General features: G+C 49.9%; 14 protein-coding genes. 8 read left to right on the forward strand and 6 right to left on the reverse strand.

The window, feature by feature from the left end; translation table 11 throughout:
- Positions 1 to 43: 43 nt before the first annotated feature.
- The gene (locus AC3WQ3_RS01590) at positions 44 to 1,048 is read left to right on the forward strand and encodes a Gfo/Idh/MocA family protein (RefSeq protein ID WP_492471261.1); all 1,005 of its coding nucleotides are present in this window, start codon (positions 44 to 46) and stop codon (positions 1,046 to 1,048) included.
- Between the two features lie 114 nt (positions 1,049 to 1,162).
- On the opposite strand, the gene AC3WQ3_RS01595 is transcribed toward AC3WQ3_RS01590, so the two are convergent.
- Entirely contained in the window at positions 1,163 to 1,435 is a 273-nt protein-coding gene (locus AC3WQ3_RS01595; RefSeq protein WP_236146850.1) for a winged helix-turn-helix transcriptional regulator, read from the reverse strand.
- A gap of 483 nt (positions 1,436 to 1,918) precedes the next feature.
- On the opposite strand from AC3WQ3_RS01595, the gene AC3WQ3_RS01600 reads away from it, so the two are divergent.
- On the forward strand, positions 1,919 to 2,290 hold the full coding sequence (locus AC3WQ3_RS01600; protein ID WP_492471262.1) for a DoxX family protein: 372 nt from the start codon (positions 1,919 to 1,921) through the stop codon (positions 2,288 to 2,290).
- Between the two features lie 198 nt (positions 2,291 to 2,488).
- On the opposite strand, the gene AC3WQ3_RS01605 is transcribed toward AC3WQ3_RS01600, so the two are convergent.
- From AC3WQ3_RS01605 to AC3WQ3_RS01615, 3 genes are all read right to left on the reverse strand, one after another.
- Positions 2,489 to 3,007 (reverse strand): AbrB/MazE/SpoVT family DNA-binding domain-containing protein, encoded by a 519-nt coding sequence (locus AC3WQ3_RS01605; RefSeq protein ID WP_127537386.1) that lies wholly within the window; start codon positions 3,005 to 3,007, stop codon positions 2,489 to 2,491.
- 105 nt (positions 3,008 to 3,112) lie between these two features.
- Positions 3,113 to 3,793 (reverse strand): CidB/LrgB family autolysis modulator, encoded by a 681-nt coding sequence (locus tag AC3WQ3_RS01610; protein WP_492471263.1) that lies wholly within the window; start codon positions 3,791 to 3,793, stop codon positions 3,113 to 3,115.
- A complete protein-coding gene (locus AC3WQ3_RS01615) occupies positions 3,790 to 4,161 on the reverse strand; it encodes a CidA/LrgA family protein (RefSeq protein ID WP_095290946.1) in 372 nt (123 codons plus the stop codon). Before AC3WQ3_RS01615 ends, AC3WQ3_RS01610 begins: the two co-directional genes overlap by 4 nt.
- Before the next feature lie 160 nt (positions 4,162 to 4,321).
- On the opposite strand from AC3WQ3_RS01615, the gene cidR reads away from it, so the two are divergent.
- From cidR to AC3WQ3_RS01635, 4 genes are read left to right on the forward strand one after another with little or no spacing between them, the layout of a single operon-like run.
- On the forward strand, positions 4,322 to 5,215 hold the full coding sequence (cidR, locus tag AC3WQ3_RS01620; protein ID WP_127537384.1) for a cidABC operon transcriptional activator CidR: 894 nt from the start codon (positions 4,322 to 4,324) through the stop codon (positions 5,213 to 5,215).
- Between the two features lie 57 nt (positions 5,216 to 5,272).
- A complete protein-coding gene (locus AC3WQ3_RS01625; RefSeq protein WP_492471264.1) occupies positions 5,273 to 6,130 on the forward strand; it encodes a carbon-nitrogen hydrolase family protein in 858 nt (285 codons plus the stop codon).
- 51 nt (positions 6,131 to 6,181) lie between these two features.
- Positions 6,182 to 6,859 (forward strand): GNAT family N-acetyltransferase, encoded by a 678-nt coding sequence (locus tag AC3WQ3_RS01630; RefSeq protein WP_492471265.1) that lies wholly within the window; start codon positions 6,182 to 6,184, stop codon positions 6,857 to 6,859.
- A 31-nt stretch (positions 6,860 to 6,890) separates the two neighbouring features.
- Positions 6,891 to 7,562, forward strand: coding sequence for a GNAT family protein (locus tag AC3WQ3_RS01635; RefSeq protein WP_336782311.1), 672 nt, complete (start codon positions 6,891 to 6,893; stop codon positions 7,560 to 7,562).
- Between the two features lie 123 nt (positions 7,563 to 7,685).
- Here the strand turns inward: AC3WQ3_RS01635 and AC3WQ3_RS01640 are convergent, their stop codons facing one another.
- Together AC3WQ3_RS01640 and AC3WQ3_RS01645 are read right to left on the reverse strand one after the other, a co-directional pair.
- A complete protein-coding gene (locus tag AC3WQ3_RS01640) occupies positions 7,686 to 9,668 on the reverse strand; it encodes an LTA synthase family protein (RefSeq protein WP_492471403.1) in 1,983 nt (660 codons plus the stop codon).
- A gap of 164 nt (positions 9,669 to 9,832) precedes the next feature.
- On the reverse strand, positions 9,833 to 10,330 hold the full coding sequence (locus tag AC3WQ3_RS01645; RefSeq protein WP_154894660.1) for an antibiotic biosynthesis monooxygenase family protein: 498 nt from the start codon (positions 10,328 to 10,330) through the stop codon (positions 9,833 to 9,835).
- A gap of 135 nt (positions 10,331 to 10,465) precedes the next feature.
- Between AC3WQ3_RS01645 and AC3WQ3_RS01650 the strand changes: the two genes are divergently transcribed.
- On the forward strand, positions 10,466 to 12,811 hold the full coding sequence (locus AC3WQ3_RS01650; RefSeq protein WP_492471266.1) for a helicase C-terminal domain-containing protein: 2,346 nt from the start codon (positions 10,466 to 10,468) through the stop codon (positions 12,809 to 12,811).
- Between the two features lie 107 nt (positions 12,812 to 12,918).
- Positions 12,919 to 14,391 carry an alpha-amylase gene (locus tag AC3WQ3_RS01655; RefSeq protein ID WP_221805849.1) on the forward strand — a complete coding sequence of 491 codons (1,473 nt, stop codon included), beginning with the start codon at positions 12,919 to 12,921 and terminating at the stop codon, positions 14,389 to 14,391.
- The last annotated feature ends 143 nt before the right edge of the window (positions 14,392 to 14,534 follow it).

The raw sequence follows: 14,534 nt of genomic DNA on the forward strand, positions 1-14,534 counted from the left end.
AATGGAACATGTAAGCGCGTAACAAAGAGAGGGGATTACATCCATGACGTTACAGATCGGCATCATTGGAACAGGCTGGTTCAGCAAAGTACATGCAGATATTTTGGCACGAATGGAAGGCGTCCGTGTGGCAAGTGTGCTCGGGACTACCTTGGAGAAGGCTGAGGCCATGGCTTCCGTGTATGATGCAGCTGGCTACAGCGAGCTTGAACATATGCTGGATGGGGAGAAGCTGGATGCAGTTTACATCTGCGTTCCACCAATGTCACATGGCTCGATTGAATCGGAACTGATTCGTCGAGGCATCCCTTTCCTTGTGGAGAAACCACTAAGCACAGGGATGGATATTCCGCGCAACATTTTAGAGCAGGTGAAGGATACAGGTTTGCTTACTTCGGTAGGTTATCACTTTCGCTACCAGGAAGCAGCGCAGGTACTCCGGGGAGCGATGAAGGATCAGACGATCGGCATGGCACTTGGACGCTGGATGGGCGGTATGCCCGGCGTTGCCTGGTGGCGCCGTCAGGATGGATCCGGAGGACAGTTTGTCGAGCAGACAACACATATTGTGGATCTGCTCCGGTACTGTGCAGGAGAAGTTACTGAGGTGTATGCAGCAGCAGCCCAGCGTGTGATGCATGAGAAGCACGATCATGTTAACGTGGCAGATGTAGCGAATGTTACGCTTAAGCTGGAGAGCGGTGCCATTGCGAGCATTGCCAATACATGCCTGCTGCCGGACGGAGAAGGTGGTGCCGGACTTCAGTTCTACACGGAAGCCGGAGTATGGGACTGGACTCCGGACCGTCTGCTGCTGCCGAGTGCTGCTGCCCACGCGATGGCAGGCCAGGAGATTCCAGCAGGACATAACCCGTATGAACGGGAGAACGAGGCGTTCATTCATGCTCTTCGGACGGGTGACCGTACGCGGATCCTGTCTGATTACGCGGATGCCTGCCGTACACAGGAGATTACAACAGCAGCGCTGGCATCTGCCGATTCCGGTCTGCCGGTGCAGCTGAAGCCTATTAAGAATCTCTCGCATTAATTCATTGAATGATCCAATGGCGCTTTAAGAAAAAAGCCTGAATGGGAAGCTGATCTGGAGAAGATCAGCACCTATTCAGGCTTTTGGTGTTTTAGATTAAAGGGATCTGCATTGCTATCGTTTCAGCCAGTCGGAGGACCAGCCATAAATTTGGTTGATCACCGGCTCAATAGCCTTGCCTTTGGGAGTCAGCTCATATTCAACCCGTGGCGGAATTTCTGGATACATATGACGGGTTACGATGCCTTCCATCTCCATTTCCTTCAAACGCTCGGATAACAGACGGCCGCTAATGGCCATTTCTGCTTCCAGCTCTGTGAAGCGCTTAGGTCCGGAGAGCAGCTGATACATGATCAGCAGAACCCACTTCTTACCAATGATGTCCATAGCTTGTGTGATCAAACAGGGACTTGGTGATTTTGCTTTTCTCAGCTTCAACGTGTTCACCTCAATTCGCATAACAATGTTGGAATAGTCTAATTGTCTTGTATATAAAAAAAAGTGCCTGGCTTACCGCCACTCTGACGAAAAATAAGAAGCATTCATTCATAAAGGTTACGGCAAAAAACCATGCAACAACCCTTTTGTATGTATTATACACTATTTATCAAAAAATTACTTGAATAAATAATCTTATTATTATATACTCACTTCATAAAAGTAAGCCAGTATCCAATAATACCTAATAGATCGATATGGAGTACGTTATTCGTTCACATGTTGGCTTGAAAACCGAGTCGTCGCAAGACGGCTTTGACATAGATTTAGCATCTTGCAGATTTGAATTGAATGTGGCATGTGCAGCAGGCAAGATGCTCCAGCTTTTCTTTTCATCTAACCTTTAGATCAGTTACAGGAGGAACATACATAATGAGAGTTATTGGATATATTTTTCTGGTCGTGCTTGCAGGTGTATTTGTGATGACGGGGCTTAACAAGGTGATGGGTGCTGAGATGATGGTACAGACGTTCGAGAGCTTCTCGTATCCCAAGTGGACGATGTATCTGCTCGGCGCAGTAGAACTGCTTAGTGCAGTGGGGTTATTGATCCCGCGCACCCGCATGGTAGCAGCAGGTGTGCTGACATTTATTCTGATTGGTGCACTCGGAAGTCATCTGATCTACGGACAATACGGGGCTATTGCTCTTCCTGCGATCCTGCTCGTTGCCAATATTGTTGTTCTGGCGATCGGTATGCGCAAGCTGGAGAAAGAAGAGATCCTGGAAGTCATTCAGGCGTAACCTTATTAGAGCAATGTATAGATTGAATAACCAAAGAGGGCGGCTGCCAAAACAGTTGCCCTCTTTTACGATGCCTTTATTTAATTCATTTTTCTTTAGGATAAAAAAAGAAGAACCCACACATATACAGGGTTCTCTTGCAGTAGGACTTCCTCATTGGGAAGATCTCCTGATTATAAATAATAAAATGAAATCGTATTATAGCAATTTCTTTAATTGGGAGACGCGTCCTTGGCTAATACCAAGCTTTTCCGCAATCTGCTGCTGAGCCAAACCAGGATTCTGTTCAACAATTTCTTTCATCTGTTGCAGCATGCGTGCCGTCTTGGGCCGCAGGTCAGGGTATTCAGTGCTGGCAGGTACAGTTCCTTCATCCCACGTGGGGGAAGAGACTTTAGCGGAATCGGAAGCAGGACGCTCCACGGCTGCAGGAGCCTGTTTGTTCTGAGGAACGAACCATTCGGGAGAGTCATCCGGGTGTTTTAATTGAACAGCACACGTCCGGCAGATGAATTGCTCTTTGAAATACATTTCCGTATCCATATCACCGCAAAACACACACAACGTTGATTTGTACTTTCTCAAAATCAACTCTTTCCCTTCAATGAAAAACTCAAGCGGATCGCCGATATGGATTTCCATCGTATCCCGCATTTCTTTGGGAAGGACAATTCGTCCAAGGCGGTCCAGAGATCTCTTCATTCCGGTTCTTTTCATCGCATCTCCCCCGCAATATTCGCTTATAAAACATGTCCTTATTGTAAGGAAGAAAGGGCTTTAATACAACAATAATATTTCAAATAATAGGGACAATTCTATCTATTATGGGAAAATAAGTTTAGAAAGAATGGGAGCTACCGCCAGAGTGAACAATGCAGCGAGTACCATGGAGATACTGGAGATGGTTCCTGTCAGGGAACTGAGCTCAAAAGCTTTGGAAGTCCCTGTGCCGTGGGCACCCGTTCCGAGCAGGGTTCCGCGGGCAATTTCTCCATCAATGCGGAGCATTTTAACGATAGAAGGACCCATAATCGCACCAAGCAAACCGGTCATGATGACAAAAACAGCAGTAACAGCGGGGATACCCCCAATGGTAGCCGAGACATTCATGGCAATCGGAGTTGTAATGGAACGCGGAATCAGGCTGTGAATCAGCCCGGAGTCCAGCTGAAGCCAATTGGCGAGCAGGGCTGACGAGAGTACGGCGACTACCGATCCGGTCATGACACTGAAGACAATCTCGGATATATGCTTTTTGAGCACATGGAAAAAGGTATAGAGCGGTACAGCAAAAGCTACCGTAGCCGGTTGCAGCAGAAGACTAAGCCATTTGCCGCCGCTGCTGTAATCTGCATAATCCGTCCCTGTCGCAAGCAGCACGCCAACGACAAGCAGGGGCGTGATCAGTAGTGGAGACAGATAAACCTTGGGCAATTGGCGATACATGCGTTTGGCGACCCAATAAATACCGACAGTTAACAGCAAGCAGAGAAATCCAATCATCCGGTGTGACGCTCCTTTCGTTTGGCGATTCGTGTGGCAACCAGGCCGGTGCAGACCATAACCAGAAATGTACTCAGCAGGACAATGAACAGAATCTGCAGTCCGTCATGTTCAAGCATGGGCATGTAGTTCATGATGCCAACGGCTGAAGGAATGAAGAACAGCAGCAGTTCTCCGAGCAGCCATGCGGCTCCGACTTCAATCCAGCGCAGCTTCACAACCCGTGTCTGAAGCAAAATAAACAGCACAACCATGCCGAGTATCGAACCTGGCACAGGCAAATGGAGAGCACGGGCCAACTGGTCCATGAGCAGTGAAAAGACCATGAGGAGAGCAACCTGCAATATCCCAAGTCCCCATTTTTTCACTTCAATTCCTCCTTATATCAACGTGATTGATTTATTTTTTATGAAAATGAATGGAAGAACACTTTCTTGTTACAAATTTTACATCGCATTCTTTCATGAGTAAAATGCATATTAAGAATGTTTTCTATTCCATTTATCTATGAGAGGCTGGAATCAGACGATGGATATCCGCCATTTGCAATATTTTCTGGAAGTCGCGAGGCAGCAGAGCTTTACCAAGGCAGCCGAGGTGTTATATATCACCCAGCCAACCATCAGCAAAACCGTGAAAAGTCTTGAAGATGAGCTGGGGGTTACGCTGCTGGATCGGTACGGCAAGAGAGTCGAATTGACCGATGCAGGGCATGTTTTTTTCCGGCAGGCACTGGAAATTGAAAAATCGTTTCGCAGCTTGTCGTCCGAGCTCGACGATCTGATGAACCTGAAGAAAGGACATCTGCGTATCGGACTGCCGCCCATGGTGGGTTCGAGCTTTTTCCCCATGATCATTGGTGAATTTCATAAGGCTTATCCGCAAGTGAGCATTCAACTGTTTGAGGATGGTGCGAAAAAGGTAGAGGCCGATGTCATCAGTGGTGCACTGGATATTGGTGTGGCTGTACTGCCGACGGTGGATGAGCTGCTCGATCATTTTGTGTTCGTGGAAGAAAAGCTGAATCTGCTCGTTCATCCTTCGCATCCGCTGGCGGGCAAAGAATCGGTGGCCCTGCGTGAACTGGAGCATGATGCCTTTGTGCTGTTCAGGGAGGATTTTGCCCTGCATGATCGGATCATTGCGGCCTGTCAGCATGTAGGATTCCAGCCGAGGGTTGTCTATGAGAGCTCCCAGTGGGATTTGCTCAGTGCAATGGTTGCGGCCAATCTGGGGGTGGCATTACTTCCCGAAACCATCTGCCGTGAAGTGGATCATATGCGTGTACGCATTATGCCGGTTGTGGAACCCGTGATCCCTTGGCAGCTCGGCATGATCTGGCGCAAGGACCGATATCTTTCTTTTGCCACAAGGGAATGGATCGGTTTCACCAAGGCGATGTTGAGCGAAGAAAGGAAATAGAAATTACTTCATTTCGTTGATACAATGAGAGCAGAATAATGATGGAGGTGGAGAAACATGAAATTGCGGGTATCCGCTGTACAGTACCAATTGCAAACCATCAGCTCCTTTGAGCAGTTTGCTGCTCAAGCCGAGCATTACATACGGACAGCCGACGAATTCGGAACTGAATTTGTGCTGTTCCCTGAATTTTTTACAACTCAGCTCATGTCCATAGGTGACGGTAAAGGCAACGCGCTGACCATTGAGGATCTGCCGGATTTCACGGAGCAGTATGAACAGCTGTTCACATCCCTGGCGGCGAAGTACAACATGCATCTGATCGGGGGAACTCATGTCATCCGTCGTGAAGGGAAATTGTATAATACCGCCCACATGTTCTATCCGGATGGCCGTATTGCACGCCAGGCCAAGATCCATATTACACCGACCGAAGTACAGGAATGGAACATGGCACCGGGTGATGGCCTTGAAGTTTTCGACACGGATAAAGGCAGAATTGCGATGCTGACCTGTTACGATATTGAGTTCCCGGAAATTGTGCGTATGGCAAAAGCCAAAGGAGCTGACGTCATCTTCTGTCCTTCCTGCACGGATGATCGGCACGGCTTCTATCGGGTGCGCTATACGAGTCATGCCCGCGCGGTAGAGAACCAGGTTTATGTTGTACTGACCGGAACAGTGGGCAATCTGCCGACAGTGGACTTCATGCGTGCCAACTACGGACAGGCTGCCATCATTACGCCGAATGATGTCCCATTCCCGCCGCGCGGCATTCTGGTCGAAGGTGAGATTAACGATGATATGATCGTAACAGCAGATCTGGATCTGGATTTGCTCTATGAAGTACGTGAGCGCGGATCGGTAACGACCTGGCGTGACCGCCGCACCGATCTATATACAGACTGGGAGTAGTCTGAGGCTTGAACTACCCGTATTGTCTGTTGGAAGGAGGAGATGATCAGCATGTATCAAAAAGAAATGTTGATTACCGGTCCGGATCGATATGGTAAGCCCGTAAAAGCTATCGTTCGTACGTATCAGGAGGCTGACTTCGATGAACTGATTCGCATCCAGGCCGAGAGCTTTCCTCCGCCTTATCCGGAAGAGCTGCTATGGAACCATGAGCAGCTTGCTAGTCACGTAGCCAACTACCCGGATGGGGCCATCTGCATTGAGGTAGATGGTGAGTTGGCGGGATCGATGACCTCGCTGCGCATGCAATGGGACCCTTCACATCCGGCAAGCCACACGTGGGTTGATGTGACTGATGATGGGTATATTCGCAATCATCAGCCGGATGGCAACACGCTCTACATCGTTGATCTCTGCGTACGTCCGAAATTTCGCAAGTGGGGACTGGCACAGCTCATGATGCAGGCCATGTATCATCTGGTCATTGCACAGGGGCTCGACCGGCTGCTCGGTGCCGGGAGAATGCCCGGATACCATCTGGTGGCAGATGAAATGACGGCTGAATCGTATCTGGAGCAGGTGATATCTGGTCAGAAACGCGATCCCGTGATCTCGTTCCTGCTGCGCTGCGGACGTATGCCAGTGGGCGTGGCGACGGATTATCTGGATGATGAGGAGTCTTGCAACTATGCAGCCCTTATGGAATGGCGCAATCCGTTCAAGACATAATGCATATTTATTATTGGAGGTAGATGAATCCATGGAATTTAAACGAATTACTTCAATAAATGATCCTTTGTTTGCCCAAATGCACAAGCTTATGCAGGAGATTTTCCCGCCTGAGGAAGTGCTGGACTTCCCGCTGTGGCAGGAACCGCTGGAAGACCCCGGCATACGCGTATTTGTGGCTGTGCATGAAGGGAACGTTGTGGGAGCGACAGAATACCGCTATTACGAAGACTGGAATGTGGCCATGACGGATTTTACGATTATCGGCCGTGAAGGGTTGGGCATCGGCAGTTTCCTTGCCAACCATCGGAAACGAGACCTGCAGCAGCTTGCCGCAGCAAACGGGAAGGAACTGTTCGGCATGTTCGCCGAGATCTATAACCCGTATCTTAGCCAGGATCATGAATTTGGCGGCATCAAGCCCATGGATCCGTATGTACGGCGCGAAGTGCTGTCCCATCTCGGATATCAACGACTGGATTTCCCGTATGTTCATCCTTCCTGGCAAGGAGACGGAGAAGCGGTGGGTGGACTGGACCTCTGCTTCATGCCGAGCAATGAGGAGCAAGGGGAGCTGCCAGCCAGCCTGGTGGCCGATTTCCTGAATCGCTATTATGCTGTCCTGCCGAATAAACCGCAGGAATGGCTTGCCATGGTAGATCAGCTGAAAGCTCGCACTTCGGTGCCGCTGCTGCCTTTGTAATTACGAGATTGAATATACAGCATGACACAGCCACGATTGGCTGGAAATGCATGAAGCCCATGAAGCAGGATTCCAATCCTGTTTCATGGGCTTTTTTAATAGATTGAATGATTGCTTCTGGGGCTACTTCTCTGTATTCCGGTCAGGCAGCTGTATTAAATAACTATTGGACAAATGCATAAGATCCAAAGCACGCTCATACTCGTCCTTGGTAATGTAACCTGAGGAAGACGATGAGCCGTCATCCGTTGAGGCCGTTGCCGGAACAGTATTCCCTTCCGGTGACTCAGGTTTCGGTTCCGAACGGTTCTCCACCTGCCTGATGTCCTGCCTTCCGGCATCGGCAAGCGAGTAATGGGTTCCGTCACCATAACCGGTTTCCGGAATGAATAATGAGGCATCATTAAGCACGGAACCGGTAGGCAGATAATAGCGTTCCGGCAGCAGATTGCCTGACTCCCGAAGCAGATCCTGCCCGAAGTGCAGTTGATCCTGGAGAGATGCCCCTGTGAGTCCGGCTATCGTTGGCAGAATGTCCACCTGTCCGCCGATCTGACCCAGCTGCTTAGCAGGTGTAGCACCGGGGGCCGTAATGATAAGTGGAATGTTAATCATGTCCGCGGATGTATACTCCCGGCCGTAGATTTCCTTCATTAACTCTTTGTCGTCCCGGTCCAGCGAGTAGATAGGCAGGCCAAGGTGGTCTCCGTATACCACCAGCAGGCTGTTTTCCCATAGTCCGCGTTGTTTTAAACCATCGATGAATTGTCCCACCGCCTGATCGGCATAATGCTGGGATACCAGATAATCACCAGGCAGAGTGTCCGTGTACCGCTCTGGCAGCGACAGACTAATCTTGCTCTCCGGCAAATGGTACGGGTGATGTGCTGACATGGAGATGATCTGTGCATAGAAGGGCGAGCCTTCTCCCTGCATTTCTTCCAATTTATCGAGTGTCTTGGAATACAGCACCTCATCCGATGCCGAGAAGGCAATGGAATCTTCGGTGCCAAAATAATCTATATCGTAATAGTGATCAAAACCAAGCGCTTTATACAGCTGATCGCGATTCCAGAAACGGACATCGTTTGAATGGAATGTAGCGGTCTGATACCCGTTTGACGACAATAGTTTGGGGAGACTTGGCAGGGCTTTATCGGCATAGACCGTAGATGCAGCTCCGTTTGGCGGTGTATAGAATGATGTATTGACAACAAACTCGGCATCCGATGTATTCCCCTGACCTACCTGCTGATAGAAGTTCGGGAAATACAGGCTTTCCTGTGCAAGCTGGTTGAGATGTGGTGTGACTTCCTGGCCATCCACCTTCAGACCAATGAGGAAATTCTGGAACGATTCCAGCTGGAGGACAATCACATTCCGGCCCTTGGCTGCTCCCGAATCCACAATGGCATCGAGCTCTGTCGTTTGTTTGATCTGATCAATGCGATCCTGATCAATTTCATCAAGCGGAACGGGCTTGTCAGGCCGATCCGCCAGAATGGTAAAAGCCTCGTATCCGAGGATTCCCATTTGTTCCGCTTGCGTAATTTCGCTCATGCTTGCCCGGTTAGGGTATATATTCAGCATGCAGATTACCAGGGAAATCATCAGAATAACGGAGGCAACTCTGCGTCTGCTTCTGCGGTCCAAAGGTATCTTTCCCGGACGTTCGGTAACGCCGAGCTTGATCCGGCGCCGGATCAATAGGCCGCCAATAATCAGAATATCCGCAAAAATAAACAAGTAATATGGGTCGAGCAGGGAGAACATGCTGCTCTTCACCGACGTCACCTGATTCACCTGCGCGAGCGCATGATAATTGACGATAACCCCATAATATTTGTAATACATAATGGCAGCGAAAAAAATGCCAGACAGCACCAGGTTCAGGACAAGATAGGCCCACATCCGTCTTTTGGCTGCAAACCACTCAATCAGACAAAAGCAGATCCAGATCAGCGGCAGCTCAGTAAGCAATGGCTTCCAGACGGGGATATCATCGAAAATGACCATCCAGGCCAGGGAGCTTTTGATAATCATGATCACGGTAAACAATATAAACGGTCCGCTTAGAAACCGGGTGAGTGAACTGCGTGACAACATAACCGCCTTCCCTTCCGAAGTTTCATTTAACAAGTATTATGCTACCTCATGGTATGTCGTGTCAAAAGTATGAAATAGAAAAAGCCCATCCCATTCAGGGAGAGGCCTTGTGATCTGCTGCATAAGTAAAGCTGGTGGGGCGCATGAGTCTGTCAGGCTACCCATTATTCTATCGTATATGTCGTGACATAAGAGGCTCTTGGAAACATGGCTGGTTTCTGCGCGGTCAGCCCTTCACTTGTACTGCGATTGCGGTGGGCATGATTATAGGCCTGAGACTGCTGCCAGCTTTTGAAATGATCCTCTGACTCCCACAGGGTAAGTACAACATACGTATCATCTTTCAGGGGACGGAGCACCCGGATACCGACAAAACCTGGCTCGTCCTCCACTTTGCGTGCACGGTTTTTGAACCGATCCTCGAAGTCACCACGGCCGTCTTCCGTCACCGGGATATTATTCAAAACCGCAAAGCTGCCGCCTGTCCAGGAGCCTGCGGCATCAAATGCCTCATATGCGGCTATGCTATCATCCGACTCAACATGAAGCAGACGTTCAGTCGTTTCGATGGCAAGACGAACCTGCTCCTCGCTCCGCAAGGTCAGATGCGGATATGCAGCGAGCACGTCCGGAATCGGGGAAGGAACCAAATAAATATACATGGAATCTGCCTCCTTAAATGTACGTTCCTCTTCAACATAGCATATGGGGAGGGACGAGTCCAATCTGCGGAATGCTGGTTTGGCCAGGTCTTTTCATGATAAAGTAGAAGGACTAAAAACAGAACGGGTGATCGTATGACAAATACCATTCGAATATCAGTCAGGCCTTTGGTTGAATACGTATATCGCAGCGGCAGTATTCGTCCCGGATTCCGCTCCAATGCATCCATGCAGGAAGGCACCCGAATTCACCAGAGGGTGCAGAAGGAGTATACGGAAGAAGATCTGAAAGAAGTTGTGCTTGAAGCTGAAATCCGGCATGGAGACCTAGTCTATATAATCGAAGGGCGATGTGATGGTCTGATTCGTCTGGAGGGTCAGCTGACTGTGGATGAGATCAAATCAACAGCCGGCAACCTGGATGATCTGGGCGACGGACTTCCGGTCCACTGGGCGCAGGCCATCATGTATGCATATATGTATGCCGTTCAGCATGATGAGCCAAGAATGCAAGTACAGCTTACCTATGTGCAGACCGTGAATAGTCAGGAGAGAAGATATCGGCGCATGCTCGAACGTGAGGAGCTTGAGCAATTTGCTGCTGAGGTCATTGCCGGATATGCTCCTTATGCCGAGATGATTGCTGCATATGAAGAGAAGCGGGACGTCACTCTTAAAGAACTGCCGTTTCCCTTTCGCAAATATCGGGAAGGGCAGCGCAAGCTGGCAGGCGCAGTATATCAGACCATCCGTGAAGGCAAGGGACTGATGGCCAAGGCACCAACCGGAATTGGGAAAACAATGTCCGTCTTATTTCCCGCAGTGAAGGCGATTGGTGAAGGCGAAGCCAGTCGATTGTTCTACCTTACGGCAAGAACGACGACTCGTGTTGCGGCAGAAGAGGCTTTTGCCAGAATGCAGGCGGAAGGGCTGAACATGCATGTGATCAGCCTGACTGCCAAGGATAAGATCTGCTTCAAGGAAGAAGAAGCTTGTGATACCGGACAGTGCAGCATGTGCGAAGGGTATTATGATCGCATTAATGGGGCAGTGCTGGATATGCTGGAGCATGAAACATTGATGACACGCCCAGTCATTGAACAGTACGCGCGCAAGCACCGGGTGTGTCCATTCGAATTTTCACTGGATGCGGCATATGCGGCCGATGCAGTCATCTGTGACTATAACTACATTTTCGACCCGCGTATTTCCCTCAAACGCATGCTGGAGGAGCAGAAACGCAAGACGGTGCTGCTGGTTGATGAGGCGCATAATCTAGTCGATCGCGGCCGCATGATGTTCTCTGCTGAGCTGGAGAAGGCTGTTTTTCTGGATGTCAAAAGGGAGTTTAAGACGCTGGGCAGCAGTGTCGCTGCCGCGAAGGCCATTACAGACCATGCGGGAGCCATCGATAAGTATCTGATTACCCTGCGTAAAAACGGAGGAGAAGAGGGCAAGCTGCTGCAGCAGGAAGCGCCGGAGGAACTGATTGAATTGCTGGAGCCCTTTGTCATGGTTGCGGAGCAGAATCTTGTGGAAGGCGGTTCGGGAAGTGCCGAGACGGATCAACTGCTGCTGGATGCCTACTTCACAGCCCAGAACTTCCTGCGTATCGCCAAGCTGTATGATGAACGATTCGTCACGTATGCCGAATGTGTGCGAAGCGAAGTGAGAGTGAAGCTGTTCTGTCTTGATCCATCCGTCCTGCTCCGTCAGACAGCGAAGGGGTTCCGTTCCATCATTCATTTCTCGGCAACCTTGTCACCACTGGGTTATTACCGGGACATGCTTGGTGCAGAGGAAGAGGACTACACGTTACGTATCCCTTCACCCTTCCATCGGGAACAATTGGATGTAAGGCTGCTTCCCTTGTCCATTCGCTACAAGGACCGGCAGCGTTCCAGGCAGCCGATTGCGAACATGCTGCATCAGCTCGTATCCGAGTGGCCGCGGAGCAACCTGCTTGTCTTTTTCCCCTCGTATCCGTATATGCGTGAAGTCTATGAGACCTACATGCAGCTTCCTGGTGAGGCCGATACGGTCATGCAGGAGCAAGGCATGAATGAGCTGGAAAGGGAGGCATTCCTGAATGCATTCCAGCCACATCCGGAACGAACAAGGCTCGTATTCGCCGTGATGGGCGGCGTATTTTCAGAAGGAGTGGATCTGCCGGGAGATCGTCTCAATGGGGTCGTCGTGGTAGGTGCAGGGCTTCCCCAGATTGGACTGGAAAACAACGTGCTTCGTGACTATTTCGACCGCTCGGGACGTAATGGTTTCAATTATGCTTATGTTTTTCCGGGGATGAACAAGGTGCTGCAGGCAGGCGGCAGGCTGATTCGGACGGAAGAGGATACGGGCGTACTCGTATTGGTGGATGATCGGTTCACCCAGGAGCCGTATCGTTCCCTTCTGCCCGAGGAGTGGCTGGACTACAAGCGCATCTCCCCTTCAACCGGAAACTTCTCTGCGGGTGATTGAAGCATAGGCCAAAAAGGGTATTACTTGGATAGCAAACGAACGAACAAGGGCGAATACATATCCGTTCCAACGTCCGCTTCGAAAGCAATCAAGGAGGTCGGTTTTTGATGAAAAGAAATCATACGATGATGCAGTTTTTTGAATGGCATTTGGCTGCAGACGGTAAGCATTGGAAACGACTGGCCCAAATGGCTCCGGAGCTGAAAGCCAAAGGCATTGATTCGGTATGGGTGCCCCCTGTGACCAAAGCCATTACCCCGGAGGACACCGGATATGGTGTCTATGATCTGTACGATCTCGGGGAGTTCGACCAGAAGGGCAGTGTGCGGACAAAGTACGGTACCAAGCAGGAATTGGTGGATGCCATTGCCGAGTGTCAGAAAAACGGTGTTGCCGTCTATGTCGATCTGGTGATGAACCATAAGGCTGGTGCCGACGAGAAAGAATTTTTTAAAGTTATTGAAGTGGACCCTAACGACCGGACGAAGGAAATATCCAAACCGTTCGAGATCGAAGGCTGGACCAAATTTACGTTTCCGGGTCGTGGCGACCAGTACTCCTCCTTCAAGTGGACATCCGAGCACTTTAACGGTACGGACTTTGATGCCAAGACAGAGCGCAGCGGCATATTCCGCATCGCAGGAGAGAACAAGAAATGGAATCAGAATGTCGATGACGAGTTCGGCAACTATGATTATCTGATGTTCGCCAATATCGATTACAATCACCCAGAGGTCCGCAAGGAGATGCTCCAATGGGGAAAATGGCTGATCGACACGCTGCAATGCAGTGGTTTCCGCCTGGATGCGATCAAGCATATTAACCATGAATTCATCAAGGAATTTGCAGCAGAGATGATTCGCAAGCGTGGGCAGGACTTCTACATTGTAGGGGAGTTCTGGAATTCCAATCTGGATGCCTGCCGTCAATTCCTGGATACGGTGGATTATCAGATCGACCTGTTCGATGTGTCCCTTCATTACAAGCTGCATGAGGCATCCCTGGCAGGCAGAGACTTCGATCTGTCCAAAATCTTCGATGATACACTCGTTCAGACACATCCAACGCATGCCGTAACGTTTGTCGATAATCATGATTCCCAGCCTCATGAAGCACTGGAATCATGGATTGGCGACTGGTTTAAACCCAGCGCGTATGCATTGACCCTGCTGCGCCGTGATGGGTATCCGGTCGTCTTTTACGGGGATTATTATGGTATTGGCGGTCCTGAACCTGTGGAGGGTAAAAAGGAGATTCTGGATATCCTGCTGTCTGCCCGTTATAACAAGGCTTATGGCGAGCAGGAGGATTACTTCGATCATCCCAATACCATTGGATGGGTACGCCGCGGCGTGGAAGAAATCGAGGGCTCCGGTTGCGCGGTGGTGGTCTCCAACGGGGATGATGGCGAGAAACGAATGTTTGTCGGCGAACATCGTGCCGGTGAAGTATGGACCGATCTGACGCACAGCTGCGAGGATAGCATTACCATTGAGAAGGACGGTTGGGCTACGTTCCATGTGTGTGGCGGAGGCTTATCCGTATGGGCTTTGCCTGATGAAGAGAGTACGACTGCGTAAGCTTGAATATAAATATAGACAACGAAACCACCTGAAATGGCGATGGAATGCCTGCAGGTGGTTTTTTTGCTGGGTCCAGATTTTATTATTGTGCTAATGAAGGCAGCCTCCATTCGGCTCCATTTGGGAACGTGAACGAAGGC

The sequence above is a fragment of the Paenibacillus sp. FW104-T2 genome (genome assembly GCF_058789975.1).